Annotated in this window: 24 protein-coding genes; 14 read left to right on the plus strand and 10 right to left on the minus strand. The window is 67.2% G+C overall.

Annotated elements, in window-relative coordinates; genetic code table 11:
• Window positions 1–26 precede the first annotated feature (26 nt).
• From AB4Y35_RS12370 to AB4Y35_RS12430, 13 genes are all read left to right on the plus strand, one after another.
• Entirely contained in the window at window positions 27–149 is a 123-nt protein-coding gene (locus tag AB4Y35_RS12370; protein WP_342921024.1) for a potassium ABC transporter ATPase, read from the plus strand.
• Complete coding sequence (kdpF, locus tag AB4Y35_RS12375; RefSeq protein ID WP_027819619.1) at window positions 146–238, plus strand: K(+)-transporting ATPase subunit F; 93 nt, start codon at window positions 146–148, stop codon at window positions 236–238. The genes AB4Y35_RS12370 and kdpF overlap by 4 nt, the downstream gene beginning before the upstream one ends.
• Window positions 235–2040 (plus strand): potassium-transporting ATPase subunit KdpA, encoded by a 1806-nt coding sequence (gene kdpA, locus AB4Y35_RS12380; RefSeq protein ID WP_368704585.1) that lies wholly within the window; start codon window positions 235–237, stop codon window positions 2038–2040. Before kdpF ends, kdpA begins: the two co-directional genes overlap by 4 nt.
• Before the next feature lie 32 nt (window positions 2041–2072).
• Window positions 2073–4157 (plus strand): potassium-transporting ATPase subunit KdpB, encoded by a 2085-nt coding sequence (kdpB, locus tag AB4Y35_RS12385; protein WP_368704586.1) that lies wholly within the window; start codon window positions 2073–2075, stop codon window positions 4155–4157.
• 40 nt (window positions 4158–4197) lie between these two features.
• Window positions 4198–4776 (plus strand): potassium-transporting ATPase subunit KdpC, encoded by a 579-nt coding sequence (kdpC, locus tag AB4Y35_RS12390; RefSeq protein WP_368704587.1) that lies wholly within the window; start codon window positions 4198–4200, stop codon window positions 4774–4776.
• A 132-nt stretch (window positions 4777–4908) separates the two neighbouring features.
• Entirely contained in the window at window positions 4909–7776 is a 2868-nt protein-coding gene (locus AB4Y35_RS12395; RefSeq protein ID WP_368704588.1) for a DUF4118 domain-containing protein, read from the plus strand.
• A complete protein-coding gene (gene kdpE / locus AB4Y35_RS12400; RefSeq protein ID WP_028205706.1) occupies window positions 7769–8467 on the plus strand; it encodes a two-component system response regulator KdpE in 699 nt (232 codons plus the stop codon). Before AB4Y35_RS12395 ends, kdpE begins: the two co-directional genes overlap by 8 nt.
• Before the next feature lie 115 nt (window positions 8468–8582).
• Window positions 8583–8903 carry a quaternary ammonium compound efflux SMR transporter SugE gene (sugE, locus tag AB4Y35_RS12405; RefSeq protein WP_028205705.1) on the plus strand — a complete coding sequence of 107 codons (321 nt, stop codon included), beginning with the start codon at window positions 8583–8585 and terminating at the stop codon, window positions 8901–8903.
• Window positions 8904–9112: 209 nt separating this feature from the next.
• A complete protein-coding gene (locus AB4Y35_RS12410) occupies window positions 9113–9727 on the plus strand; it encodes a DUF4126 domain-containing protein (RefSeq protein ID WP_368704589.1) in 615 nt (204 codons plus the stop codon).
• A gap of 179 nt (window positions 9728–9906) precedes the next feature.
• Window positions 9907–12456: an ABC transporter permease gene (locus AB4Y35_RS12415; protein WP_368704662.1), complete on the plus strand. Its 2550-nt coding sequence runs from the start codon at window positions 9907–9909 to the stop codon at window positions 12454–12456.
• 96 nt (window positions 12457–12552) lie between these two features.
• Entirely contained in the window at window positions 12553–12963 is a 411-nt protein-coding gene (locus tag AB4Y35_RS12420) for a group II truncated hemoglobin (RefSeq protein ID WP_368704590.1), read from the plus strand.
• 171 nt (window positions 12964–13134) lie between these two features.
• On the plus strand, window positions 13135–13872 hold the full coding sequence (locus tag AB4Y35_RS12425) for an alanyl-tRNA editing protein (RefSeq protein WP_368704591.1): 738 nt from the start codon (window positions 13135–13137) through the stop codon (window positions 13870–13872).
• The gene (locus AB4Y35_RS12430; protein WP_368704592.1) at window positions 13869–14456 is read left to right on the plus strand and encodes a DUF924 family protein; all 588 of its coding nucleotides are present in this window, start codon (window positions 13869–13871) and stop codon (window positions 14454–14456) included. Before AB4Y35_RS12425 ends, AB4Y35_RS12430 begins: the two co-directional genes overlap by 4 nt.
• Window positions 14457–14475: 19 nt before the next feature.
• On the opposite strand, the gene AB4Y35_RS12435 is transcribed toward AB4Y35_RS12430, so the two are convergent.
• The 10 genes from AB4Y35_RS12435 to AB4Y35_RS12480 all read right to left on the minus strand — a co-directional run bounded on the left by AB4Y35_RS12435 (window position 14476) and on the right by AB4Y35_RS12480 (window position 22373).
• Window positions 14476–15222, minus strand: a complete 747-nt coding sequence (locus AB4Y35_RS12435) for an SDR family oxidoreductase (RefSeq protein WP_368704593.1) — start codon at window positions 15220–15222, stop codon at window positions 14476–14478.
• Window positions 15223–15297: 75 nt separating this feature from the next.
• Entirely contained in the window at window positions 15298–15882 is a 585-nt protein-coding gene (locus AB4Y35_RS12440) for a TIGR00730 family Rossman fold protein (RefSeq protein ID WP_368690849.1), read from the minus strand.
• Between the two features lie 13 nt (window positions 15883–15895).
• Window positions 15896–16618: a TetR/AcrR family transcriptional regulator gene (locus tag AB4Y35_RS12445; protein WP_028205698.1), complete on the minus strand. Its 723-nt coding sequence runs from the start codon at window positions 16616–16618 to the stop codon at window positions 15896–15898.
• A 195-nt stretch (window positions 16619–16813) separates the two neighbouring features.
• Window positions 16814–17530, minus strand: coding sequence for a diacylglycerol kinase (locus AB4Y35_RS12450; RefSeq protein ID WP_368704594.1), 717 nt, complete (start codon window positions 17528–17530; stop codon window positions 16814–16816).
• 116 nt (window positions 17531–17646) lie between these two features.
• Window positions 17647–18678, minus strand: coding sequence for a glycosyltransferase family 4 protein (locus tag AB4Y35_RS12455; protein WP_368704595.1), 1032 nt, complete (start codon window positions 18676–18678; stop codon window positions 17647–17649).
• Between the two features lie 70 nt (window positions 18679–18748).
• On the minus strand, window positions 18749–19708 hold the full coding sequence (locus AB4Y35_RS12460; RefSeq protein WP_028205696.1) for a UDP-2,3-diacylglucosamine diphosphatase: 960 nt from the start codon (window positions 19706–19708) through the stop codon (window positions 18749–18751).
• A 143-nt stretch (window positions 19709–19851) separates the two neighbouring features.
• Window positions 19852–20436, minus strand: a complete 585-nt coding sequence (locus AB4Y35_RS12465; RefSeq protein WP_368704596.1) for an RDD family protein — start codon at window positions 20434–20436, stop codon at window positions 19852–19854.
• Between the two features lie 94 nt (window positions 20437–20530).
• Complete coding sequence (locus tag AB4Y35_RS12470) at window positions 20531–21358, minus strand: DUF3106 domain-containing protein (protein WP_368704597.1); 828 nt, start codon at window positions 21356–21358, stop codon at window positions 20531–20533.
• A 26-nt stretch (window positions 21359–21384) separates the two neighbouring features.
• Window positions 21385–21813 carry a DUF3619 family protein gene (locus tag AB4Y35_RS12475; protein WP_028205693.1) on the minus strand — a complete coding sequence of 143 codons (429 nt, stop codon included), beginning with the start codon at window positions 21811–21813 and terminating at the stop codon, window positions 21385–21387.
• Complete coding sequence (locus tag AB4Y35_RS12480) at window positions 21810–22373, minus strand: RNA polymerase sigma factor (protein ID WP_133182074.1); 564 nt, start codon at window positions 22371–22373, stop codon at window positions 21810–21812. The genes AB4Y35_RS12475 and AB4Y35_RS12480 overlap by 4 nt, the downstream gene beginning before the upstream one ends.
• A 398-nt stretch (window positions 22374–22771) precedes the next feature.
• On the opposite strand from AB4Y35_RS12480, the gene AB4Y35_RS12485 reads away from it, so the two are divergent.
• A complete protein-coding gene (locus AB4Y35_RS12485) occupies window positions 22772–24547 on the plus strand; it encodes an acetolactate synthase 3 catalytic subunit (RefSeq protein ID WP_368704663.1) in 1776 nt (591 codons plus the stop codon).
• The last annotated feature ends 95 nt before the right edge of the window (window positions 24548–24642 follow it).

Genomic DNA, 24642 nt, shown 5'->3' on the forward strand with positions numbered 1-24642 from the left:
GTCATCCGCGAATGGAGAACACGACAATGGATGTGCTGTATATCGGGGGGCTGGTGATTTTCGCCGCGCTCACATACGCGTTGATCGCGGGCTGCGAGAAGCTCATGCAGTACCGCCGCGATCAAGGTGCGAAGGGGGTGCGCGCATGACCTGGATCTTCTGGCTATCGGGGGCGGCAACGCTGCTGCTGTTCGTTTATCTCGTCCATGCGCTGCTGCGCGCGGAGGATATCGAATGAACGCCAACACGCTCCTCCAGGCGGGGCTTTTCCTCGTCATCCTGCTCGCGCTCGCGGTGCCCGTCTCGGGCTACATGACGCGCGTGCTCGACGGGCGCTCGCGCGTCGTGCGCTTCTTTGCGCCGCTCGAAAACTTCCTCTATCGCATCGCCGGCGTCGATCCGCAGGCCGAGATGAACTGGAAGCGCTATGCGCTCGCCACCATCTCGTTCAACGTGCTCGGCGTGGGCTTTCTCTATCTGCTGCTGCGCATTCAGGGCTGGCTGCCCGGCAACCCGCAGCAGTTCGGCGCGATGACGGTGGACGGCGCGTTCAACACGGCCGTGAGCTTCGTCACCAACACCAACTGGCAGGACTACACGCCCGAGCAAACGGTGAGCTATCTCACGCAGATGCTCGGCCTCACCGTGCAGAACTTCCTGTCGGCGGCCACGGGCATCGTCGTCGTGATCGCGCTGATTCGCGGCTTTGCGCGCCACTCGGTGCAGACCATCGGCAACTTCTGGGTCGACCTCACGCGCACGACGCTCTACATCCTCGTGCCGATGTCGGCGATCATCGCCGCGCTCCTGATGAGCCAGGGCATGATCCAGAACTTCAAGGCGTATCAGGACGTGCCGGTGCTGCAGACCACGACCTACGCCGCGCCGAAGCTCGACGCCCAGGGCAACCCCGTGAAGGACGCGAAGGGCAACCCTGAAACGGTGGACACGAAGGTCACGTCGCAAACGCTCGCCATGGGCCCGGTCGCCTCGCAGGTCGCGATCAAGATGCTCGGCACCAACGGCGGCGGCTTCTTCAATGCGAACTCGGCGCATCCGTACGAGAACCCCACGCCGGTCTCGAACGTCATCGAAATGTTGTCGATCCTGATCATTCCGGCGGCGCTGTGTCTCGTGTTCGGCAACGTGGTGGGCGACCGCAGGCAGGGCGTCGCGGTGCTCGCGGTGATGACGGTGGCGTTCGCCGTGGCCGTGGGCGGTGTGCTGTCCGCCGAGCAGTCGGGTAATCCGATGTTCACGACGCTCAACGTCGACCAGCACGCCAGCGCGCTGCAGGCCGGCGGCAACATGGAAGGCAAGGAAACGCGCTTTGGCATCGCGCAAACGGGCATTTTCGTGGTCGCGACCACGGCGGCTTCGTGCGGCGCCGTGAACGCGGCGCACGACTCGCTCACGCCGCTCGGCGGTCTCGTTCCGATGCTCTTCATCCAGCTCGGCGAGGTGATCTTCGGCGGTGTCGGTTCGGGTCTCTACGGCATGCTCGTGTTCGCGCTGCTCGCGGTGTTCGTGGCGGGGCTCATGATCGGCCGCACGCCGGAATATGTCGGCAAGAAGATCGAGTCGTTCGAAATGAAGATGGTGTCGATCGTCGTGCTGCTCACGCCGCTGCTCGTGCTGCTCGGCACCTCGATCGCGGTGCTCGCCGACGCGGGCAAGGCCGGCATCTCGAATCCGGGCGCGCACGGTTTCTCGGAAATCCTGTATGCGTTCAGTTCGGCCGCCAACAACAACGGCAGCGCGTTTGCCGGCCTTACCGTGAACACGCCGTTCTATAACTGGCTGCTCGCCATTGCCATGTGGTTCGGCCGCTTCGGCACCATCATTCCGGTGCTCGCCATCGCGGGTTCGCTCGCAGGCAAGAAGCGCATTGCCGTAACGGGCGGCACGCTGCCCACGCATGGTCCGCTCTTCGTCGTGCTGCTGCTCGGCACGGTGCTGCTGGTCGGCGCGCTCACTTATGTGCCCGCGCTCGCACTCGGTCCCGGCGTCGAGCATCTGATCATGATGGGCGTGCATTGAACGGGGGCCTTCGCAACATGAGCGAAACGAAAATGAATCAGCATAGTGCAACTCGGTCCATGTTCGATCCGGCGCTGGTGCGTCCGGCCATCGTGGACTCGTTCAGAAAACTCAATCCGCGCACGCAGTTGCGCAACCCCGTGATGTTCTGCGTCTACGTGGGCAGCGTGCTCACGACGATCCTCTGGGTCGCGGCGCTCGTGGGCCAGGCCGAAGCGCCCGCGGGTTTCATCCTCGCGGTCGCGCTGTGGCTGTGGTTCACGGTGCTGTTCGCGAACTTCGCGGAAGCGCTCGCCGAAGGGCGCTCGAAAGCGCAGGCGGCGTCGCTTCGCCAGGCCAAGAAAGACGTCATGGCCAAGAAGCTCAACGAGCCGCATCCGAAGGCGCCGATCCGCATCATGACGGCGTCCGATCTGCGCCGCGGCGACGTGGTGCTCGTCGAGACCGGCGACACGATTCCGGCCGACGGCGAAGTGATCGAAGGCGTGGCATCGGTGGACGAATCGGCCATCACGGGCGAATCCGCGCCGGTGATCCGCGAGTCGGGCGGCGACTTTTCCTCGGTGACGGGCGGCACGCGCGTGCTCTCCGACTGGATCGTCGTGCGCGTCACGGCGAACCCGGGTGAAGCGTTCCTCGACCGCATGATCGCGATGGTCGAAGGCGCGAAGCGCCAGAAGACGCCCAACGAAATCGCGCTCACGATCCTGCTCGTCGCGCTGAGCATCGTGCTGCTGCTCGCCACCGCGACGCTGCTGCCGTTCTCGATGTTCTCGGTCGAAGCCGCGAAGATGGGCCACGTGGTCACGATCACGGCGCTCGTGGCGCTGCTCGTCTGCCTGATTCCGACGACCATCGGCGGTCTGCTGTCGGCGATCGGCGTGGCCGGCATGAGCCGCATGATGCAGGCCAACGTGATCGCGACTTCGGGCCGCGCGGTGGAAGCCGCCGGCGACGTGGACGTGCTGCTGCTCGACAAGACCGGCACGATCACGCTCGGCAACCGTCAGGCATCGATGTTCCTGCCGGCGCCCGGCGTGAGCGAAGAAGTGCTCGCTGACGCCGCGCAGCTCTCGTCGCTCGCCGACGAAACGCCGGAAGGCCGCAGCATCGTCGTGCTCGCGAAGCAGCGCTTCAACATTCGCCAGCGCGACATGCACTCGCTGCACGCCGTGTTCCTCGCTTTCAGCGCCCAGACGCGCATGAGCGGTGTGGACATGCCCGGCCGCGAGATCCGCAAGGGCGCCGCCGACGCGGTCAAGCAGTACGTTGCAATCCATGGCGGCCGTTTCCCCGGCGAAGTCGACAACGCCGTGGACGACGTGGCGCGCCGCGGCAGCACGCCGCTCGTGGTGGCCGAATTGCATGACGGCACCGCGCGCGTGCTCGGCGTGATCGAGCTGAAGGACGTCGTGAAGGGCGGCATCAAGGAGCGTTTCGCCGAGCTGCGCAAGATGGGCATCAAGACCGTGATGGTGACGGGCGACAACCGCCTGACCGCCGCCGCGATCGCCGCCGAAGCCGGCGTGGACGACTTCCTCGCACAGGCCACGCCTGAAACCAAGCTCGCGACCATTCGTGAGCACCAGGCGCAAGGCAAGCTCGTGGCGATGACGGGCGACGGCACCAACGACGCCCCGGCGCTCGCGCAGGCCGACGTCGCCGTGGCGATGAACACGGGCACCCAGGCCGCGAAGGAAGCGGGCAACATGGTCGACCTCGACTCGAACCCGACCAAGCTCATCGAGATCGTCGAGATCGGCAAGCAGATGCTCATGACGCGCGGCTCGCTCACGACGTTCTCGATCGCCAACGACGTCGCGAAGTACTTCGCGATCATCCCGGCGGCGTTCGCCTCGACGTATCCGCAACTGCGCGTGCTCGACGTCATGCATCTGACGTCGCCGTCGTCGGCGATCCTCTCGGCGGTGATCTTCAACGCGCTCATCATCGTGATGCTGATTCCGCTCGCGCTCAAGGGCGTGAAGTACCGGCCGCTCGGCGCGGCGACGCTGCTGCGCCGCAATCTGCTGGTCTACGGCCTCGGCGGCATACTCCTGCCGTTCCCGTGCATCAAGCTGATCGACATGGTGCTCACCGCGTTCGGCTGGGTCTGAGCGGCGCGGTCAGACACCGATAGATACATAGGAAGCCAAAATGAAATCGCAGTTTCGTCCTCTGATCGTGATCTTCGCCGTGCTGACGGTCATCACCGGCCTCGTGTATCCGGCCGTGATGACCGCGTTCGGGCAGGCCGCGTTCCACCGCCAGGCCAACGGCAGTCTGGTCGAAGTCGACGGCAAGGTGGTGGGCAGCTCGCTCATCGGCCAGCAGTTCGACGCGCCCCAGTACTTCTGGGGCCGTCTGTCGGCCACCTCGCCGATGCCGTACAACGCGACGGGCTCGGGCGCCTCGAACCTCGGGCCGACCAACCCGGCGCTCGCCGACGAGATCAAAGGCCGCATCGCCGCCCTCAAGGCCGCGGGCACCGATGTCTCGCAGCCCATTCCCGCCGACCTCGTGACGTCGTCGGGCAGCGGGCTCGACCCCGAGATCTCGCCGGCCGCGGCCGCCTACCAGGTGGCGCGCGTGGCGCAGGCGCGCCATATGAGCGCGAGCGACGTGCAGACGCTCGTGGATCGCCATACGAAGGGCCGCCAGTTCGGCCTCTTTGGCGAGCCGCGCGTGAACGTGCTCGAGTTGAACCTCGCGCTCGACGGCAAAGAGGTTAGCTGAGCGGGAACGTTGAGCCGCACCGCACGCTCGACGCCTGGCGCGTCGAGCGTGCGGTTTGCCATTTCCGTGCCACGGTGAGACGATCATTCGTGCCACAGGTGCAACCTCCGTGAATTTGATCCCGACTTCCGCATGAACCGCCCCGATCCCGACGAACTGCTTGACCGGCTGCAGCGCGACGAAGAAAAACGCCGCCGCGGCAAGCTGAAGGTTTTCTTCGGCGCGTCGGCCGGCGTCGGCAAGACCTATGCAATGCTGCAGGCCGCGCGCCGCCGCGCCGAGGAAGGCGTGGACGTGGTGGTCGGCATCGTCGAGACGCATGGGCGCAGCGAGACCGCCGCGCTTACCGCCGGCCTCGAAGTGATGCCGCGCCAGCGCATTGCCTACCGCGGGCGGCTGCTCGAAGAGTTCGATCTCGACGCCGCGCTCGAACGCAAGCCGCAGCTCGTGCTCGTCGACGAGCTGGCGCACTCGAACGTGGCCGGCGCGCGCCACATGAAGCGCTGGCAGGACGTCTACGAACTGCTCGACGCGGGCATCGACGTCTACACGACCGTCAATGTGCAGCACCTCGAAAGTCTCAACGACGTGGTGGGGCAGATCACGGGCATTCGCGTCTGGGAGACCGTGCCCGACCGCGTGTTCGACCGCGCCGACGAAGTCACGCTCGTCGACCTGCCCGCCGAAGAGCTGCTCGACCGCATGCGCGACGGCAAGGTCTACATGCCGGCGCAGGCCGAGCGCGCGGTGCGCAACTTCTTTCGCAAGGGCAACCTGATCGCGCTGCGCGAGCTTGCGCTGCGCCGCACCGCCGACCGCGTGGACGCGCAGATGCGCGAGTATCGTGCCGACCGCTCGATCCAGCATGTGTGGCAGGCGCGCGAGCGGCTCGTCGTCTGCGTGGGGCCGGGGCCCGAGGCGAACGCGCTGGTGCGCGCCGCGGCGCGGCTCGCCGCGAGCCTGAAAGCCGACTGGATCGCCGTGTACGTGGAGACGCCGAAGCTCCAGCGTCTGCCCGACGCCGTACGCGAGCGCACGCTTGGCGCGCTCAAGCTCGCCTCCGAACTCGGCGCCGAAACGGCGACGCTCGCGGGCGAGGACGCCGCGACCACGCTGGTCGGCTACGCGCGGCTGCGCAATGTCTCGAAGCTCGTGGCGGGCGGCTCGCTGCGCACGGGCTTGTCGCGCTGGGTGAAGCGCCCGTTCGGCGAGCGCCTTGCCGAAAAAGCCGGCGACGTCGATCTCACGCTCGTGCGCGCGAGCGCGGGCGAAGCCGTGCGCGGGGGCAGCGAGCCCGGAGGCGCGGCCAGTGCCGCGACGCGCGCCGCCAACGCCTGGCGCGATGCGCTTGCGGCAGGGGGCGCCGAACGCTCGCCGCCGCGCGCCTACGCGGCCGCGCTCGTGATCTGCGCCTGCGTGACGCTCGTCGCGAACCAGCTGATCGACCGCATCGACCTCGCGAATCTCGTCATGCTGTATCTGCTCGGCGTGATCTTCACGGCGACCAGGCTCGGGCGCGGGCCGGGCGTGATGCTCTCGTTTGCAAGCGTTGCGGCGTACGACTTTTTCTTCGTGCCGCCGCGCATGTCGTTCTCGGTCTCCGATACGCAATATCTGCTGACGTTCGTCGGCATGCTGCTCACTTCGCTCGTCATCAGCCATCTGACGTCGAGCCTGCGCCGCGAGGCGAGCGTCGCGCAGCGGCGCGAACAGCGCACCGGCGCGATGTACGCGATGGCGCGCGAGCTGGCCGCGGCGCTCACCACGGAGCAGATCGTCGCGATCGGCAGCCGCCACGTGAGCGAGGTGTTCGGCGCGCGCGTGGCGCTGCTGCTGCCGGACAGCGTCGACAAGGTGCAGCAGAAGATCGAGGAGCCCGATCCGAAGATCATGCTCGACGCCGAAAACCTCGACATCGACGTGGGCCAGTGGGTGTACGACCAGCAAAAGCCGGCGGGCAACGGCACCGACACGCTGCCGGCGGCTGTGGCGCGCTACCTGCCGCTCAAGGCGCCGATGCGCACGCGCGGCGTGCTCGCCGTCGTGACGCGCGACGCGCGCGAGCTGCAGGTGCCCGAGCAGCAGCGCATGCTCGACGCGTTCGCCGCGCAAATCGCGCTCGCGCTCGAGCGCGTGCACTACGTGGACATCGCGCGCGACGCGCTCGTCAACATGGAGTCGGAGCGGCTGCGCAACTCGCTGCTCTCGGCCATCTCGCACGACCTGCGCACGCCGCTCACGGCGATCGTCGGCTTCTCGTCGATGCTCGCGCAAACCCATGAGCCCGGGGATGCGCAGGATGCGCGCTCGGGCGAACTGATCGAGGCGATTCACGACGAGGCGCTGCGCATGACGGGCATCGTCACGAACCTGCTCGACATGGCGCGGCTGCAGGCGGGCAGCCTCAATCTCAATCGTCAGTGGACGCTGCTCGAGGAAACCGTGGGCGCCGCGCTCGCCGCTTGCCGCCGCGTGCTCGCGCGGCACCCCGTGCAGGTGAAGCTGGAAGAGGGCCTGCCGCTGCTCCAGCTCGACGCCGTGCTGATGGAGCGGCTCTTCTCGAACCTGCTGGAGAATGCGGCCAAGTACACGCCCGCCGACACGCCGCTCACCATCGCGGCGCGCCGCGTGGAGGAGGGCGGCCAGCCGTTCGTGCGCGTCTCGGTCGAGGACAACGGGCCGGGGCTGCCGCCCGGCATGGGCGAGCGCGTGTTCGAGAAGTTCACGCGCGGCGAGAAGGAGTCGGCCAAGCCCGGCATCGGGCTCGGGCTGGCCATCTGCCGGGCGATCGTCGAGGCGCACGGCGGTACAATCGGCGCAGCCAATCGCGTTGCCGCCGACGGCCATGTGCAAGGCGCGACGTTCTGGTTCGCGCTGCCCGTGGAGTCGCCGCCGCCGCTGCCCGCCGATGTGACCGATGCGCCAGAGGCACACGAAGCGCTCGAGCCGCTCGAACCTGCTTCCCCCAAAACCGTCGATCCCAAACCCGCAAATGAGTGACCCGAGCATCGCCGTCGTCCTGATCGAAGACGAAAAACAGATTCGCCGATTCGTGCGCGCAACGCTGGAGGGCGAGGGCATCGTCGTGCACGACGCCGAGACCGGCAAGCAGGGCCTCGTCGAGGCCGCCACGCGCAAGCCCGACCTCGTGATCGTCGACCTGGGCCTGCCCGACACCGACGGCCTCGACGTGATCCGCGAACTGCGCGGCTGGAGCGATCTGCCCGTGATCGTGCTTTCGGCCCGCACCCAGGAAAGCGAGAAGGTGGCCGCGCTCGACGCCGGCGCCGACGACTACCTCACGAAGCCGTTCGGCGTGTCCGAGCTGCTCGCGCGCATTCGCGCGCAGCTGCGGCGGCGCAACCGCGGTGGCGCGAACGAGGCGCCGCAGGTGAGCTTCGGCGCCGTGAACGTCGATCTCGGCCTGCGCCAGGTCACGCGCGAAGGCGCGCCCGTGCATCTCACGCCGATCGAGTACCGCCTGCTCGCCACCCTCGTGCGCGACGCGGGGCGTGTGCTCACGCACCGGCAACTGCTGCGCGAGGTCTGGGGGCCGTCGCACGTGGAGAGCAGCCACTACCTGCGCATCTACATGGCGCATCTGCGGCAGAAATTGGAGCGCGATCCCGCACAGCCGGAGCACATCATCACGGAGACGGGCGTGGGTTACCGGCTGGTCGGCGTGCAGTAAGGCTGCACGGCGCGCATGCACCGCGCTGGTGCTATAATTACAGCTCTGTAAGGACGGCCTTACAGATTTTGATGTCATCGGGGACGGCCCCATTTTTATAAATGGAGCGTTCCTCATGTCCTGGTTTCTTCTTCTTGTCGCCGGCCTGCTCGAAGTGGCGTGGGCCGCCGGTCTCAAATCTTCCGAAGGATTCACGCGGCTCTGGCCCTCGGTGTTCACCGTGGTCACGGCCCTGGGCAGCTTCGTCCTGCTCGCCATGGCCATGCGTCAACTGCCGCTCGGCACCGCCTACGCGGTGTGGACGGGCATTGGCGCGGTCGGCGCGTTCGTGTTCGGCATCGTCATGATGGGCGAGGCAGTGAGCGCCGCGCGTGTGGCGAGCGCCGCGCTGATCGTGCTCGGCCTTATCGGACTCAAGCTTTCTTCGGCCGCCTGATCAAATTCGCTGCGCATACCTCGGTGCCAACCCGTGCCGCGGCCGCGCAACACCGCTGCGGCACCGCAGCGAGCGTGGCTATAATGGAACGGTCATAACCCGATAACACTCCGCGCCGCATGAGCGGCGAGCGTGTGCGCACAGCGCCTGCTCTCCCGCTTGCCGCGTGGAGCGCCGGCGCCCCGGCCGCGCCGCGCGAGGAGGCAGCCATGCTGGAACCACTTTCGCTAGCAGCGGGCCTGTCCTGGGGCAGCGGCCTGCGCCTCTATCTCACGGTGCTGATGGCCGGCGTATTGCAACGTCTCGGCCTGATTCACCTGCCTGACACGCTCGCCGTGCTCGCTTCGCCGTGGGTGATCGGCATCGCCGCCGCGCTCACGTTGCTCGAATTTCTCGCCGACAAGATCCCCGCGTTCGATTCGCTCTGGGACGCGGTGCATACCTTCATCCGCATTCCGGCCGGGGCCGTGCTCGCGGCAGGCGCGCTCGGCCATGCCGATCCGGCGCTGTTGACCGTCGCCGCGCTGGCGGGCGGCACGCTCGCGGGCACGGCGCATCTCGCCAAGGCGGGCACGCGCGCGCTCATCAATCTGTCGCCTGAGCCGGTGTCGAATGTCGTCACATCGAGCGCCGAAGACGGCATGACCTTCGTCGGCGTGCTGCTCGCGCTCTTCGTGCCGCTGCTCTTCCTCGTCATGCTCGTGGTGTTCCTCGTGCTCGCGGCCTGGGCGCTGCCGCGCCTATGGCGCGGCGTGCAGGGCGGTTTTCGCGGCATGGCGACGCACATGGTTTCGCGGCTTTCGCTGCGGGGTCGTCACGATTGAGCGGCGGCGCGCCTTCTTCCTCCAACGCCAGGCCTCCGCGCAGCGAAGGCGGCCCAGGGTTCGTGCAGGCTGAGCCGCCGGGCGCGGCTGGTGGCCCGGCTGGTCCTGGCGGCCCGCGCGGGCCGGTGGCCGTGCGTACCACGCCAGGCTGGTCCGACCTCGTGCATCTTGCCGCGCGCATGACCGCGCGCGACTGGCGCGCGGGCGAACTCACCATGCTGCTGTTCGCGCTCGTGCTGGCCGTGGCGGCGCTCGCCAGCGTCGGTTTTCTCGCCGACCGGCTGCAGCGCGGCCTCGAGCGCGATGCCCGGCGCATGATCGCCGCCGATTTCATCGTGCGCGCCGATCACCCCGTCGATCCCATGTTCGCGCGCGAGGCGCAGTCGCTCTCGCTGCGCACGGCGACCACGGCGATTTTCCCAAGCATGGTGAGTTCGGGGGCGCCGCAAGCTGCGGCAGCGGCGGGCGCTTCCGCCGCCGCGGGCGCAACGGCCACGCGTCTTGCCGCCGTCAAGGCCGTCTCGGCGGACTATCCGTTGCGTGGCGCGCTGCGCATCGCCGCGGCGCCGGGTGCGCCCGATCACGCGGCGCAAGGCATTCCGCCGCCCGGCACCGTCTGGGTGGACGACGAACTGCTCGACGCGCTCAAGCTCCATGTCGGCGACACGGTGAAAGTCGGCACGCGCACCTTCACCGTCAACGCGCTCATCACGAAAGAACTCGACCGCGGCTTTTCGTTCGTGAACTTCTCGCCGCGGCTCATGATGCGCGCCGACGAAGTCGCGTCGACCGGTCTGCTCGGCTATGGCAGCCGCGTGACTTACCGCCTGCTCGTGGCGGGCGCCGATCCGGCCGTCGCGCAGTTCGCGTCGTGGGCGCGTGCGCGCGTGGATGGCGGCAAGATGCGCGGCGTCGCGCTCGAATCGCTCCAGGACGGCCAGCCTCAGGTGCGCCAGACACTCGACCGCGCGCGCCACTTCCTCACGCTCGTGTCGCTCTTGACGGCGCTGCTCGCGGCGGTGGCGATCGCCATGGCCGCGCATCGCTACACGCGCCGCCATCTCGACGCCTGCGCCGCGATGCGCTGCCTGGGTGCGAGCCAGCGCACGCTGCGCACGCTGTTCGTGCTGGAGTTCGCGGGGCTCGGGCTCGTGGGCGGCGCGGCGGGCGTGGCGCTCGGCTATGCAGGGCATCTCGCGCTGCTGGCGTGGCTCGGCAATCTCATCGACGTCGTGCTGCCGCAGCCCGGTCCGCTGCCCGTGCTCGAAGGCATCGCCGCGGGCCTCGTGCTGCTGCTCGGCTTCGCGCTGCCGCCGCTCCTGCCGCTCACGCGCGTGCCGCCGGTGCGCGTACTGCGCCGCGAGTGGGGCGATGAAGGGCGTGCCGCGTGGGCGGCCTACGGCGTCGGCATCGCGCTGTTCGCGGGGCTGCTCGTGATCGCGGCGGGCGAACTCAAGCTCGGCGGCATCGTCGCCGGCGGTTTCGCGATCGGGCTGCTCGTCTTTGCCGGCGTGGCGCGCGTAGCGCTCTGGTGCGCGGCGCGCGTGGCGCGCAGCGGGCGTCTCTCCGGCCAGGCGCGCGCGGGCGTGGGTTGGCGCTATGCCCTGGCGTCGCTCGAACGGCGGCCGGGCGCAAGCGCGCTGCAGATCACGGCGCTCGCCATCGGCCTCATGTGTCTGTTGCTGATCGCGATGACGCGCAACGACCTCGTCGAAGGCTGGCGCAAGTCCACGCCGCCCGACGCGCCCAACGAGTTCCTCATCGACATCCAGCCCGATCAGCGCGACGCCGTGGCCGCCTGGCTGCGCGCGCATGGCATCGCCGGGGCTGCCGACAGCGATCTCCAGCCGATGGTGCGCGGGCGCCTCATCTCGATCAACGGCAAGCCCGTGAATCCCGACTCGTACCAGAGCGAGGACGCGCGCCGGCTCGTCGATCGCGAGTTCAATCTCTCGTACACGACGAAGCTGCCCGACGACAATCGCATCGAGGCCGGCAGCTGGTATGGCGATTCGGCCACGCCGCAGCTGTCGATCGAACAGGGACTCGCGAAGCTCATCAACGTGAAGCCCGGCGACGTGCTCAAGTTCGACGTGACGGGCCTGGAGGTCACGGCGCCCGTGACGAGCGTGCGCAAGCTCGACTGGGGCTCGTTCAAGGTCAACTTCTTCGTGCTGATGCCGCGCGAGCTGCTGCGCGATTTTCCGGCGACGTACATCACGAGCTTTCATCTGCCGCCCGGACAGCGCCAGGTCGTGGACGGCCTCGTGGCGCGCTATCCCAACGTCACCGCGATCGACATCGCGCCGATTCTCGCGCAGATCGAGCGCGTGCTGGAGCAGGTGATCGGCGCGGTGCAGTTCCTCTTTCTCTTCACGCTCGCCGCCGGCGTGCTGGTGCTCTACGCGGCGCTCGCGGGCACGCGCGACGAACGCATGCGCGAGTCGGCGCTGCTGCGCGCGCTGGGGGCATCGCACCAGCAGGTGCGCGCGGTGCAGGTGGCCGAATTCATTTCCGTGGGCGCGCTCGCGGGGCTCATGGCGGCAATCGGCGCGCAGGCGGTGGGCTCGGTGCTCGCCACGCACGTGTTTCTCTTCTATCTTCCGTTCGATCCGTGGCTCCTGCCTGCGGGCATCGCCGCGGGCGTGGTGTGCGCGGGCGTGGGCGGCTGGATCAGCTTGCGGCACGTGCTCGCGCGGCCGGCGCTGCAGTCGCTGCGCGACGCGTAGTGCAGCAACCCGCGGCCACCCGCCACGCGCCGCTGTGCGAAAATCATCGGTCTACGGCAGTGCGCTGCCGTCCCTCTTTTTTCCTGATTCAACCGTATGACCGATCCAGCCGACGAAGCGCCGCAGAAACCCACGGCCTTCGAACTCGTCGGCGGCGAGGCGCGCGTGCGCGAGCTCGTCGACCGTTTCTATGACCTGATGGACCTCGAGGCCGATTTCGCGGGCATCCGCGCGATGCATCCGCAGACGCTCGACGGTTCGCGCGACAAGCTGTTCTGGTTCCTCTGCGGCTGGCTTGGCGGCCCGGACCACTACATCGAACGCTTCGGCCATCCGCGCCTGCGCGCGCGCCATTTGCCGTTCGCGATCGCCTCGTCGGAGCGCGACCAGTGGCTGCGCTGCATGGCCTGGGCGATGGAAGACGTGGGCCTGGCGGAGTCGCTGCGCGAGCGCCTGCTGCACTCGTTCTTCGATACCGCCGACTGGATGCGCAATCATCCGGGCTGATTGACTGCCCGAGTCACGGCGCGGGATTGTTCCGGTCCGCGGGCCGGTACAGTCAGGCGCTCACGCGTCGCGGCCGTCCGGCGGGGCGTTTCGCCTCGCGGCCATAATGGGCCTTTGGCGGGCGGCCGGCTTCACGCGGCCCGCCGTACGCAAAACAAGGAGACACCCACAATGACGACCACCCGCGCGCTCTTTCGCGAAGACGCCTATCTCACGCAGTGCGAAGCGACCGTGCTTGCCGTTGGCGAGGACGGCGTGCGGCTCGACCAGACCGTGTTCTATCCGCTCGGCGGCGGCCAGGCCGGCGACGCCGGCGCGCTGGTGCTCGCCGACGGCACGCGCATCGAGATCGCCGACACGCGCAAGGCGAAGTTCGAAGGCGCGACGCCCGACGACGCGCTCCACGTTCCCGCGCCCGGCCAGGACTCGCTGCTCGCGCGTCTCGCCGCGGGCGAGCGCGTGCGCGCCGAGATCGACTGGGCGCGCCGTCACCGGCACATGCGCCTGCATACGGCGAGCCATTTGATGTGCGCGGTGCTGCCATATCCCGTGGACGGCTGCAGCATCACGACCGACTACGCGCGCCTCGATTTCGCGACCGTCGAGCCGATCGAGCGCGAGATGGTGGAGGCGCGGCTCGCCGAACTCGTGTCGGGCGCGCACGCGGTGGCGACCGAATGGATCACCGACGAGGAAATGGCGCAACGCCCCGAACTCGTGCGCACGATGAGCGTGAAGCCGCCGATGGGCCTGGGCCGTGTGCGGCTCCTGCGCATCGATAACGTCGATTTGCAACCCTGCGGCGGCACGCACGTGCGCAACACGCAGGAGATCGGCGCGCTGCGCGTGGCGAAGCTCGAGAAGAAGAGCGCACGCACGCGGCGTCTCGTGCTGGAACTGGCGTCATGACTCTTGACCCGCGTGCGCGCGAGGTGCTCGACTTCTGGTTCGGCGCGCCGGGTTCGGAGGAGTTCGGCCGCGAGCGCAAGATGTGGTTCCGCAAGAGCGCCGCGTTCGACGCCAAACTGCGCGAACGCTTCGGCGCGCTGCTCGACGCCGCGTGTGCAGGCGAGCTCGACGCATGGTGCGAGACGCCCGAAGGCGCGCTTGCGCTCGTGATCGTGCTCGACCAGTTCTCGCGCAACTGCCACCGCGGCACGCCGCGCGCATTCTCCGCGGACGACAAGGCGCTCGGCATCGCGCGCAGGATGGTGGCGAGCGGCGCGGATCAGCGCCTGCCCACGCTGCAACATCGCTCCTTCGCGTATCTGCCGTTCGAACACGCCGAAAGCGCCGAAGCGCAGCGCGAATCGCTGCGTCTGTTCGGCGAACTGGCGAAAGATCCCGAGGGCAAGGGCTACTACGATTACGCGGTGCGCCACGCGAAGATCATCGAGCGCTTTGGGCGCTACCCGCATCGCAATGCGCAACTGGGCCGCGATTCCACCGACGAAGAAGCCGCGTTTTTGCGCGAGCGGGGTTCGTCGTTCTAGCAGAAGGCAGCGCGCGAGTTCAGCGTCCGCCGCTCACGTCGAGCAGGGCGCCTGTGACATACGAGGCCGCGTCGCTCAGCAACCACACGATCGTTTGTGCGACTTCGTCGGCGCTGCCGGGCCGGCCGAGCGGCGTTTGCGCGCCGAGCACGGCCGCGCGATCGGGCCGGCCGCCGCTCGCGTGGATTTCGGTGTCGATGAGGCCGGGGCGCACCGCGTTCACGCGCACGCCCTGCGGGCCGAGTTCTTTGGCGAGCCCGATCGTCATCGTGTCGACCGCGCCTTTCGACGACGCATAGTCCACATATTCGTTGGGCGAGCCAAGGCGCGCGGCAGCCGAAGAGACATTGACGATCGAGCCGCCGTCGCCGCCGCGGTCCTTCGACATACGCCGCGCCGCTTCGCGTGCGCACAGAAACGCGCCGTACACGTTCACGTCGAACATGCGCTTCAGACGCTCGGCGCTCATGTCGGCGACCTGGCTGCCGGGCGCCACGATGCCCGCGTTGTTCACGAGCGCGTCGATGCGGCCATAGGCCGATTCGAGCGCGTCGAACATCGCGACGACGTCCGCCTCGTTCGCGACGTCGCCGCGCAGCACGCGCGCGTGGCCGCCTGCGCGGCCCACTTCGGCGGCGGTTTCGTCGGCGGCCGGTTCGTTGTGCAGATAGTTGACGCCCACGGTCCAGCCGTGTGTGCCAAGCAGGCGCGCCGTCGCGCGGCCTATGCCGCGGCTTGCGCCGGTGATCAGGACAACCTTGCTCATCGCGATGGACTCGTCATGGAGGTAACTGCGCGTGGTGACTGCGGATCGTCGGGCGAACGGTGCGCGGCGCCTGGATCAGACGTTCTCGCGCAAGTCCGCCCACTTGTCCTTCTCGGGCGCGTGGTAACGCTTGAGCCTGGCGATCAGCGCCACGGGATCGCCGTCGGTTTGCAGCATGTCGCGGTAGGTCTGGCGCATGAAGCCTTCGCGCACCGTGTGGTCGAGCAGCGCCATGAGCGGATCGTAGAAGCCGCCGATGTTGAGCACGCCCACCGGCTTGCGGTGATAGCCGAGCTGCGCCCACGTATAGACTTCGAACAGCTCTTCGAGCGTGCCCGCGCCGCCCGGCATCGCGACGAAGGCGTCGGAGAGGTCGGCCATCATCTTCTTGCGGTGGTGCATGTCGGGCACGACATGCAGCTCAGTCAGGCCCACATGGCCCACTTCCTTGTCCACCAGCAGCTTGGGGATCACGCCGATGGCGCGGCCGCCGCCCTCCATCACGGTGTCGGCGATCACGCCCATCAGGCCGACCTTGCCGCCGCCATAGACGAGCGCGAGGTTCGAGGCGACGAGCGCACGGCCGAATGCCTGTGCGGCTTCGGTGTAAACCGGATTGGCTCCGGGCGAGGAGCCGCAATATACGCAGACTGCTTTCATTCGGCTTTGGCCTTTATTCGCGGTTGTCCTTCGCGGCGCCCGCACCTTCGCGCGGCGGCAGATAGTCGTAGAACTCGCGTTTGGCGAGCTTGCCCGAGACGAGATCGTCGAACAGCTCGCGCGCGCGGCCGCGCAGATACGGTGCCATCAGCGAGACGATCTGCACGCTGACCTGGTGCAGCTCGTCGCGAATCGCTTCCTGGTCGTTGTACTTGCGCGGATTCATCACGAACTGGTACGAGAGCCAGTAGGTGGCGATCACACCGATATTGGTGGAGATCACGTCGATCTCGGCGGGCGTGGCGACCATGTCGCCGTCTTCCATGAGCTGCTCGCAGAACTGCTTCGCGAAGTGCACCTTGTGGCTGATGATCTGCTTGAAGTGCATCTCCAGCGTGCGGTTGCGCGCGAGCAGGTCGTTCAGGTCGCGATAGAGAAAGCGGTAGCGCCACGTGAAGTCGACCATGTACTGCAGGTACGCCCACATCTCGTCGATGGTCGCGCGATGGTCCTCGGGGAAGCGCAGACGCTTTTCGATCTCCTGCTCGAACTGGCTGAAGATGCTGTTGATGATGTCGTCTTTGTTGCGGAAGTGGTAGTACAGGTTGCCTGGACTGATCTCCATTTCCTCGGCGATGGTCGTCGTGGTGACGTTCGGCTCGCCGATCTCGTTGAACAGCTTCAGCGACAGCTCGAGAATCCGTTCGCGTGTACGGCGGGGAGGTTTGGCATCCATGTCGTCCGGCCCTGAAAATGCAGTGCCGGGCTCAGGCGCCCGCTCGTATGTTGCGGTGCGCGCGGCCCGGACGCGGTTGGTCGTTATAAGACTGTCGTTCGATTATAAACCGACGGCCCGCGCGCACCGACAGCTTGCGCCTGTCAGATGCCGGGGAGCGTGGCGAGGCCCCCGCGGACCGGGGGGCGTGGGGCGCTAGAGTACGCCGATTCCGTGCAGCAGCAGCGGGCCGAAACGGGGTACGAGGATCAGCCCCCAGGTCAGCACGCAGAGCAGCAAGGCGAGCGTGACCGCCGCGCTGCCCAGGTCCTTGGCGCGGCCCGAGAGCTCGTTGCGCTCGAGGCCGATGCGGTCCACCGCGTTCTCGATGCTCGAATTGAGCAGCTCGACGATCAGCACGAGGATCACCGAGCCGAGCAGCAGCACGCGCTCGACAGGCTCGACCGGAATGAACACGCCGATCGGCACGAGGATGGCCGAGAGCGTGAGCTCCTGGCGAAACGCGCTTTCCTCGCGGATGGCGGCGCGAAAGCCCTTGATCGAGTACTTGAGCGCCTTCCATGCACGCGTGATGCCGCGGTTGCCCTTGTAGGGGTTGAAGGGCAGCGGGGCGAGCGGATCGTCGGGGCCGAGCGGTTCGTGCAGATGCGGCGGCTCGGGCGGCTCCTGTGCGGCAGCGCGCGACCCAACGGGTGCAGTGGGCGCAGTGGGCTTGGCGGGCTCGCTCGCAGACGCGGGCGCGGCTGGCGGCGCAACGCCAGGTGCCGCAGCGGCGGCAGCGCTCGCGCGTGGATCGAGCGCTTCGGCAGCGCGTGCGGCGCGCGTAGAGCCGCCGGCACGCTGGCTGGCTGGCGGAGTGGGACTGCGTGCGCCCTGGGCGCTATGCGGCGGTAACGGAGGACGTGGCGTCATGGTGGTGCCAGGTAGAACCCCAGTATCGCACGCGTGTGAGACGGTTGCGCCGGGGCCGTCCGTGTCCCCGGCGCGCTCGCGGACAGTCGAAGCGCGCACCATAGCCGGCCCCGCGCTCAGGCAGCGGCGCTGGACGGCTCCATCGTCGCGCGCGAGCGCGGCTTGAGATGCGCCGCGAATTGCTCGGAGGCCGCGCGCCACGAGAAGCGCTCGGCCCAGGCGCGCGCCTCGGCGCGGTCGATCTTCAACGCTTCGAGGCACGCTTCGCGCAGGTCTTCGTTCATCGCGCCAGCGCCGCCCGTGCCCAGCACGTCGATCGGGCCGGTCACCGGGTAGGCGGCCACGGGCGTGCCGCAGGCGAGCGCTTCGAGCAGCACGAGACCGAAGGTGTCGGTGCGGCTCGGGAACACGAATACGTCGGCGGCCGCGTAGACTTTCGCAAGCTCGGGCTGGCTCAGGACACCCAGGTAATTCGCCTGGGGATAGCGCGACTTCAGCTCGGCGAGCGCCGGGCCTTCGCCGCACACCCATTTCGAGCCCGGCAGATCGAGCTTGAGAAACGCCTCGACGTTCTTCTCTACGGCTACGCGCCCCACATACAGGAAGATGGGCCGCGCCGTGTTGAGCACCTTGGAATCCATCGGCCGGAAGATGTCGAGGTCCACGCCGCGCGTCCACAGCACGACGTTCGTGAAGCCGAACTTCTCGAGGTCGGTCTTCACGACGGGCGTGGGCGCCATCACCGCGAGCGAAGGCTTGTGGAACCAGCGCAGGAAGCGGTAGGTCGCCGCGAGCGGAATGCCGAAGCGCGCCTGCACGTACTCGGGAAAGCGCGTGTGATACGCGGTCGTGAACGGCAGGTCGTGGTCGATCGCATAGCGGCGCGCGGCGAGTCCGAGCGGACCTTCGGTCGCGATGTGGATCGCATCGGGCCCGAACGCGCTGATGCGTTCCTTCAGATGCCGCTTCGGAAACAGCGAGAGCTTGATTTCCGGGTAGGTGGGGCACGGTATCGTGCGGAACTCCAGCGGCGTGAGCAGTTCCACCTGATGCCCGAGCGCGATGAGTTCGCGCGTCGTGTTCTTCAGCGTTCGAACTACGCCGTTGACCTGCGGCTCCCATGCATCGGTCACGATCATTACTTTCATCGGTCCTCGGCCCTCTCGTCGTTCGGTAGTGCGGTTATGGCTGTTGCTGCGTAGCGGTATCAGTCGGCACTCAGGCGGCGCTCACGCGCGCCTTGCGCGTCGAGACCTGCGCTTCCGGCGCGCGCTTCACGGTCCAGTAGACGATGCGCAACTCGCCCTCGAACGTCTCGACGAGCGCGGACAGGCTCTCCACCCAGTCGCCGTCGTTGCAGTACAGGATGCCGTCGATGTCGCGGATCTCGGCCTTGTGGATGTGGCCGCAGACCACGCCGTCGCAGCCGCGGCGGCGCGCTTCGTCGGTCATCACGCGCTCGAACGAGGAGATGAAGTTCACCGCGTTCTTGACCTGATGCTTGAGGTACTGCGAGAGCGACCAGTACTGGAAGCCGAGCTTCGCGCGCACGCGGTTGAACCAGCGGTTGAGCAGCAGGATCAACGTGTAGGCCGAGTCGCCGAGATAGGCGAGCCACTTGGCGTGCTGGATCACGCCGTCGAAGAGATCGCCGTGCACGACCCACAAGCGTTTGCCGGTGAGCGTCGTGTGGAAGGCTTCCTCGCGCACGTGGATGTCGCCGAACGCGAGATTGCAGAACTGGCGCGCGCTCTCGTCGTGGTTGCCCGGGATGTAGACGACCTGGGTGCCCTTGCGCGCCTTGCGCAGCACCTTTTGCACGACGTCGTTGTGCGCCTGCGGCCAGTACCAGCCTTTCTTCAACTGCCAGCCGTCGATGATGTCGCCCACGAGGTACAGATACTCCGACTCGTTGTGGCGCAGAAAATCGAGCAGATACGACGCCTGACAGCCGCCCGTGCCGAGATGGATATCGGAGAGCCAGATCGTGCGGTAGCGGGTGGGATCGGGATGGTCGTCGTCGTGGGAGCCGGTGGTGGGGGCGTCGTCGATCGACGAGGGCGGCAGGGGCGGGACGGGAAAGGTGGCTCCGCCGGGAGAGGGGTGGAACGTGGCGGAGTCGGTGCCTCGTCCGGTGGTCTGCCGGAACAGGGTGGTCGCTGACGTCTTTTGGGCCATGGCGCGCGCGGCAGGTTGTAATACGCGCATTGCGCCATGCCGCCGTGACGGCAACATGACAGTCACGAGAAGGTCTCGTTACGCAGTCCCAGGGGGTACCGTGCAGCCGCTTTTCCGGCGCGATGGGGGATGTCGTGCGGCGGCTACGCCTTTGCGCCCTGTGGCGCGATTGCGACAATGCGCGTGCCCGCTATGCGGTCGTGAAGGAACTGGCGGTCTTGGGAGAAGCGGGCGCTCGCGGCCCAGATCACGAACCAGCAGGCAACGAGCGCAAGCGTGTGCGGAATCGAAAGTTCGAGCAGCGGATGCAGCACGAGCGGCGGCAGGAACCAGAGCCACGCGGCGAGGTAGCGCAGCGTCGCTCGCGCGAGCGTGGGCGGCTGGCCGTCCGGGCCGACCACGCGCAGGCGCCAGGTCTTCATCGGCAGCGTCTGCCCGCCCTTGTGCCAGAAGCCGACGAAGTACGCGCCCGCCACGAAGATGATCCAGACCGCCATCGCGTTGTGATGCGTGTAGCCGTTGCGCTGCTGCAGGACGAGGCTGAACGCGAGCCCGGCGGCGAAGACGACGCCGAACAGCAGCACGCTTTCGTAGACGAATGCGGCGAGGCGGCGGCGAATCGAAACGGGCGCAGGTTCAACCGGGAAGACGGCGGCGGACGGCAGGGCGGCGGCTTGGGCGCTTTCGGACACGATGGCGTCAGTTCGGGGACGGGACGTCCCAAGCATAACCTCGAACACGCGCGCGGCGAAGTGACCGCAACGCCGCGGCGGGGTTAACGAGGGTGCGCGCGAGGGGGCTGCGAGCGCCTTGGTAGAGGCTTCAGGAGCCCTTGAACGCCGCGGGGGCTTCGGCGGGCGAGACAGGGATGGGCGTGGCCGGCACGAAGCTGCCGGCGGCGGGAATGCCTGCCGCAAACGACGAAGCCACGGCCGGCTCGCTCGGCGCGCCAGGCGAGGCGGGTGCGAGACCCGAGCCCGTGCTGCTCGCGCCAGCCGCGCCCGATGCCCCGGTGACGCCTGCGGGCGCATGTGGCAGGCCGCGGTGATCGCGCTCGTTGACGAGGCGCTGGATATCGCGGATCTCGCTCTTGTTGCCGCTAGGCGGGGCGCTCACGACGGTGGGCCGGCGCTTGTGCTCGCTCTGGGCAAGGCGTTCTTTCTGTTCTTCGGGGAGTTGCTGGTAAGCCTTCCAGGCGCGCTGGCGCGCCTGCGCCGGCAATTCCTTGGATACCTGGTAGTTTTCGCGCGCGACACGCCGTTGCTCCGGCGTCATGCCGACCCATTCCGCCATGCGCTCATGGAGGCGCTTCTGCGCTTCGGGCGACATTTTCGGGTAACGGGCGGCGATCTTCAGCCATTTGCGCTTGCGCTCGTCGCTGAAACGGTCCCATTCGACGGCGAACGGCGCGAGCGCGGCGTGCTGCGCGTCGCTCAGATGCGCCCACGCGAGCGGATTCGACTGGCCGGGCAACGGCGTGAAGGTGGTCGTGACCGAATTCTCGACCGTGGGCGCTTTCACCTGCGCGGGCGCGCCGGCGGTGTTTTCGCCAGTGGGCTCGGGATGAAAGCGCGGGTAGGTCGCCACATACGACACGACTGCCGCGACCACACATCCAATGACAACGGCCAGGCCGCGCTTGTAACTCACCCCGTCAGTCTCCTGCTCAGATTTCCTTAGTGCGCGCGCGTCAGATACGCGTTGAACCCGTGATCGAGGTAGGCCGTGAGCGGCAGGTCGTCGCTCAGCATGGCCGCGTCGATATCGGCGAGTTCAGCGGTGCGTTGCTGATCTTCGAAGTACGCGATGGCAAAGAGGCCCGCCACGAGTGCCGCGAGCGGCCAGGCGAGCGCGAAGCGCGCGAGCGCCGAACGGCGCCGCGCGGGACGGTGCGTGGGCGCGCCGGACAAACTGCCGACGCCGGCCGCGGCGAGCGCCGGGGCGCGCACGAGCACGACCTCGGCCTTTTTCTGGGCGAGTGCGGTCTTGCGTGCGGCGGCGAGTCGGGCGGTAGTGGCAGCGGGCAGGTTGGCGGCGCTCTCGTCGAGCGCACGACGCATTTCCCGCACGAACGCCAGTTCTTTATTTTCGAGGGCGGAGCTCATAGGGTGATTCCTTTGGCCTTGAGCGCTTGGGCCAGCGTGTGGGTGGCCCGAGAGCAGTGCGTTTTCACGCTGCCTTCGGAGCAGCCCATTGCGGCGGCGGTCTCGGCGACATCCATATCCTCCCAGTAACGCATCAGAAACGCCTCCCGTTGACGTGCCGGTAATTTCTGGATTTCGTCGTCGATCATCTGGAGCACCTGGGCGCGCTCGATCTGCTGCTCGCTGCTCTCGGCGCCAGCCGTGCCCTGCTCGGCCTCGAAGGTCTCGAGGGGGTCGAACTCCTCGTCTTCGGAATTGCCGAGCGACGAAAACAGGCTCACCCACGTATTGCGTACTTTCTGCCGACGAAAATAGTCGTGCATCGTATTTTGCAAAATACGCTGAAAGAGCAGGGGGAGTTCTGCGGCCGGGCGGTCTCCGTATTTTTCCGCGAGCTTGATCATCGCGTCCTGCACGATGTCGAGCGAGGCGTCGTCGTCCCTTACGGCGTAGACCGTCTGCTTGAACGCGCGTCTTTCGACGCCCGCCAGAAAGTCGGCGAGTTCCTTGTCTGATGCCATCCGTTGCAGGGCGCCGCCGCCAGCGTACGCGTAATCGTTCGAAAAATGTCGTAAAACTCGCGGATCCTAGCAAATTTTCGCGCTGACAGGGTAGCGGAAAGGCCGTGAGAATGCTTCGCATCATGGATGCGCCGACCCTGGTGGCTTGCCTGCCGGCCCTTGGCCGGCGCCGCGAGGCGTGCGCGCTGTCGCAACGTTCGTGCCCGCTTTGTCAAGATTTGCTTGACCGAAAGGCATCGAGCCGCTATCTTCGACGGTTCGCAACATAAGTGACTTGTCTCAATTCGGATGTGGCCCAAGAAGCTCATCTGTCAACTGGACGCGCCGCTTGAACCCGAGCCACAAGCCCGGCAGAGAGCACCCGATCAATTTTTTGCCGAAAATTCGAAAGGTCAATGATGAACATGCCCAGCGCGGAATTCTCCACGTCGGTCCCCCCTTCGCAAGAATCTGACCCTCAAGCTCATACCTCCATCGGCGGAACCGTGCTGATGAAGGCGCTCGCAGACGAGCAGGTCGAATTCATCTGGGGCTATCCCGGCGGCTCGGTGCTTTACATTTACGACGAGCTGTACAAGCAGGACAAGATTCAGCACGTTCTCGTGCGCCACGAACAGGCAGCCGTGCACGCGGCCGACGCCTATGCGCGTTCGACCGGCAACGTCGGCGTGTGTCTCGTGACCTCGGGGCCTGGCGTCACCAATGCGGTGACGGGCATCGCGACGGCCTATATGGACTCGATCCCGATGGTGATCATCAGCGGCCAGGTGCCTACCGCCGCGATTGGTCAAGACGCCTTCCAGGAGTGCGACACGGTCGGCATCACGCGTCCCTGCGTGAAGCACAACTTCCTCGTGAAGGACGTGCGCGACCTCGCCGCCACCGTCAAGAAAGCTTTCTACATTGCGCGCACCGGCCGTCCCGGCCCCGTGCTGATCGACATTCCGAAGGACGTGTCGAAGACGCCGTGCACGTATGAACCGATCAAAAACGTCGCGCTGCGTTCGTACAACCCGGTCACCAAGGGCCACTCGGGGCAGATCCGCAAGGCGGTGTCGCTACTCCTCTCGGCCAGGCGTCCTTATATCTACACCGGCGGCGGCATCATCCTCGCGGATGCGTCGCGCGAACTGAACCAGTTCGCGGACCTGCTCGGCTACCCGGTCACGAACACGCTGATGGGTCTGGGCGGCTACCGCGCGAGCGACCGCAAGTTCCTCGGCATGCTCGGCATGCACGGCACCTACGAAGCCAACATGGCGATGCAGCACTGCGACGTGCTGATCGCGATCGGCGCGCGCTTCGACGACCGTGTGATCGGCGACCCCGCGCACTTCGCCTCGCGTCCGCGCAAGATCATCCACATCGACATCGACCCGTCGTCCATCTCGAAGCGCGTGAAGGTCGATATCCCCATCGTCGGCGACGTGAAGGAAGTGCTCAAGGAGCTCATCGAGCAGCTTCAGCACGCCGATCACGGCCCGGATACGGCCGCGCTCGCCGACTGGTGGAAGGACATCGAAGGCTGGCGCGAGAAGAACTGCCTGAAGTTCGACCGCTCGAGTGAGATCATCAAGCCGCAGTACGTGGTGGAAAAGGCGTGGGAACTCACGGGCGGCAATGCGTTCGTGTGCTCGGACGTGGGCCAGCACCAGATGTGGGCTGCGCAGTTCTACCGCTTCAACCAGCCGCGCCGCTGGATCAACTCCGGCGGCCTCGGCACGATGGGCTTCGGCCTGCCGGCGGCGATGGGCGTGAAGATGGCGCACCCCGACGACGACGTGCTGTGCATCACGGGCGAAGGCTCGATCCAGATGTGCATTCAGGAGCTGTCGACCTGCAAGCAGTACGACACGCCCGTGAAGATTATTTCGCTGAACAACCGCTATCTCGGCATGGTCCGCCAGTGGCAGCAGATCGAATACAGCAAGCGCTATTCGCATTCGTATATGGATGCGCTGCCTGACTTCGTGAAGCTCGCCGAAGCGTACGGCCACGTCGGCATGCGGATCGAAAAGACGGCGGACGTCGAGCCGGCGCTGAAGGAAGCGCTGCGTTTGAAGGACCGCACGGTGTTCCTCGATTTCCAGACCGACCCTTCCGAAAACGTCTGGCCGATGGTACAGGCCGGCAAGGGCATCACCGAGATGCTGCTCGGCTCGGAAGACCTGTAACGGTATTTGCACGGCGCCGTTTCGACCTCGCGCGGCGCGCGTCCACACAACGGGCGCGCGGGTTCGCAGGGGAGGGCGGCAGCCTCGTCAAACTG

Origin of the sequence: Paraburkholderia sp. EG286A, from assembly GCF_040965375.1 — a bacterium.
In the GTDB taxonomy this organism is placed as follows: domain Bacteria; phylum Pseudomonadota; class Gammaproteobacteria; order Burkholderiales; family Burkholderiaceae; genus Paraburkholderia.

What these genes read in the sequence shown, in the direction of transcription:
- kdpE (WP_028205706.1), top strand. Translation starts at nt 7,769, where the DNA reads ATGAGTGACCCGAGCATCGCCGTCGTCCTGATCGAAGACGAAAAACAG.
- AB4Y35_RS12435 (WP_368704593.1), bottom strand. Translation starts at nt 15,222, where the DNA reads ATGAGCAAGGTTGTCCTGATCACCGGCGCAAGCCGCGGCATAGGCCGC.
- AB4Y35_RS12485 (WP_368704663.1), top strand. Translation starts at nt 22,772, where the DNA reads ATGAACATGCCCAGCGCGGAATTCTCCACGTCGGTCCCCCCTTCGCAA.
- AB4Y35_RS12445 (WP_028205698.1), bottom strand. Translation starts at nt 16,618, where the DNA reads ATGGATGCCAAACCTCCCCGCCGTACACGCGAACGGATTCTCGAGCTG.
- AB4Y35_RS12410 (WP_368704589.1), top strand. Translation starts at nt 9,113, where the DNA reads ATGCTGGAACCACTTTCGCTAGCAGCGGGCCTGTCCTGGGGCAGCGGC.
- AB4Y35_RS12455 (WP_368704595.1), bottom strand. Translation starts at nt 18,678, where the DNA reads ATGAAAGTAATGATCGTGACCGATGCATGGGAGCCGCAGGTCAACGGC.
- AB4Y35_RS12450 (WP_368704594.1), bottom strand. Translation starts at nt 17,530, where the DNA reads ATGACGCCACGTCCTCCGTTACCGCCGCATAGCGCCCAGGGCGCACGC.
- kdpB (WP_368704586.1), top strand. Translation starts at nt 2,073, where the DNA reads ATGAATCAGCATAGTGCAACTCGGTCCATGTTCGATCCGGCGCTGGTG.
- AB4Y35_RS12415 (WP_368704662.1), top strand. Translation starts at nt 9,907, where the DNA reads ATGACCGCGCGCGACTGGCGCGCGGGCGAACTCACCATGCTGCTGTTC.
- AB4Y35_RS12430 (WP_368704592.1), top strand. Translation starts at nt 13,869, where the DNA reads ATGACTCTTGACCCGCGTGCGCGCGAGGTGCTCGACTTCTGGTTCGGC.
- AB4Y35_RS12420 (WP_368704590.1), top strand. Translation starts at nt 12,553, where the DNA reads ATGACCGATCCAGCCGACGAAGCGCCGCAGAAACCCACGGCCTTCGAA.
- kdpA (WP_368704585.1), top strand. Translation starts at nt 235, where the DNA reads ATGAACGCCAACACGCTCCTCCAGGCGGGGCTTTTCCTCGTCATCCTG.
- sugE (WP_028205705.1), top strand. Translation starts at nt 8,583, where the DNA reads ATGTCCTGGTTTCTTCTTCTTGTCGCCGGCCTGCTCGAAGTGGCGTGG.
- AB4Y35_RS12440 (WP_368690849.1), bottom strand. Translation starts at nt 15,882, where the DNA reads ATGAAAGCAGTCTGCGTATATTGCGGCTCCTCGCCCGGAGCCAATCCG.
- AB4Y35_RS12465 (WP_368704596.1), bottom strand. Translation starts at nt 20,436, where the DNA reads ATGCTTGGGACGTCCCGTCCCCGAACTGACGCCATCGTGTCCGAAAGC.
- AB4Y35_RS12480 (WP_133182074.1), bottom strand. Translation starts at nt 22,373, where the DNA reads ATGGCATCAGACAAGGAACTCGCCGACTTTCTGGCGGGCGTCGAAAGA.
- AB4Y35_RS12370 (WP_342921024.1), top strand. Translation starts at nt 27, where the DNA reads ATGGATGTGCTGTATATCGGGGGGCTGGTGATTTTCGCCGCGCTCACA.
- AB4Y35_RS12475 (WP_028205693.1), bottom strand. Translation starts at nt 21,813, where the DNA reads ATGAGCTCCGCCCTCGAAAATAAAGAACTGGCGTTCGTGCGGGAAATG.
- kdpC (WP_368704587.1), top strand. Translation starts at nt 4,198, where the DNA reads ATGAAATCGCAGTTTCGTCCTCTGATCGTGATCTTCGCCGTGCTGACG.
- AB4Y35_RS12395 (WP_368704588.1), top strand. Translation starts at nt 4,909, where the DNA reads ATGAACCGCCCCGATCCCGACGAACTGCTTGACCGGCTGCAGCGCGAC.
- kdpF (WP_027819619.1), top strand. Translation starts at nt 146, where the DNA reads ATGACCTGGATCTTCTGGCTATCGGGGGCGGCAACGCTGCTGCTGTTC.
- AB4Y35_RS12460 (WP_028205696.1), bottom strand. Translation starts at nt 19,708, where the DNA reads ATGGCCCAAAAGACGTCAGCGACCACCCTGTTCCGGCAGACCACCGGA.
- AB4Y35_RS12425 (WP_368704591.1), top strand. Translation starts at nt 13,135, where the DNA reads ATGACGACCACCCGCGCGCTCTTTCGCGAAGACGCCTATCTCACGCAG.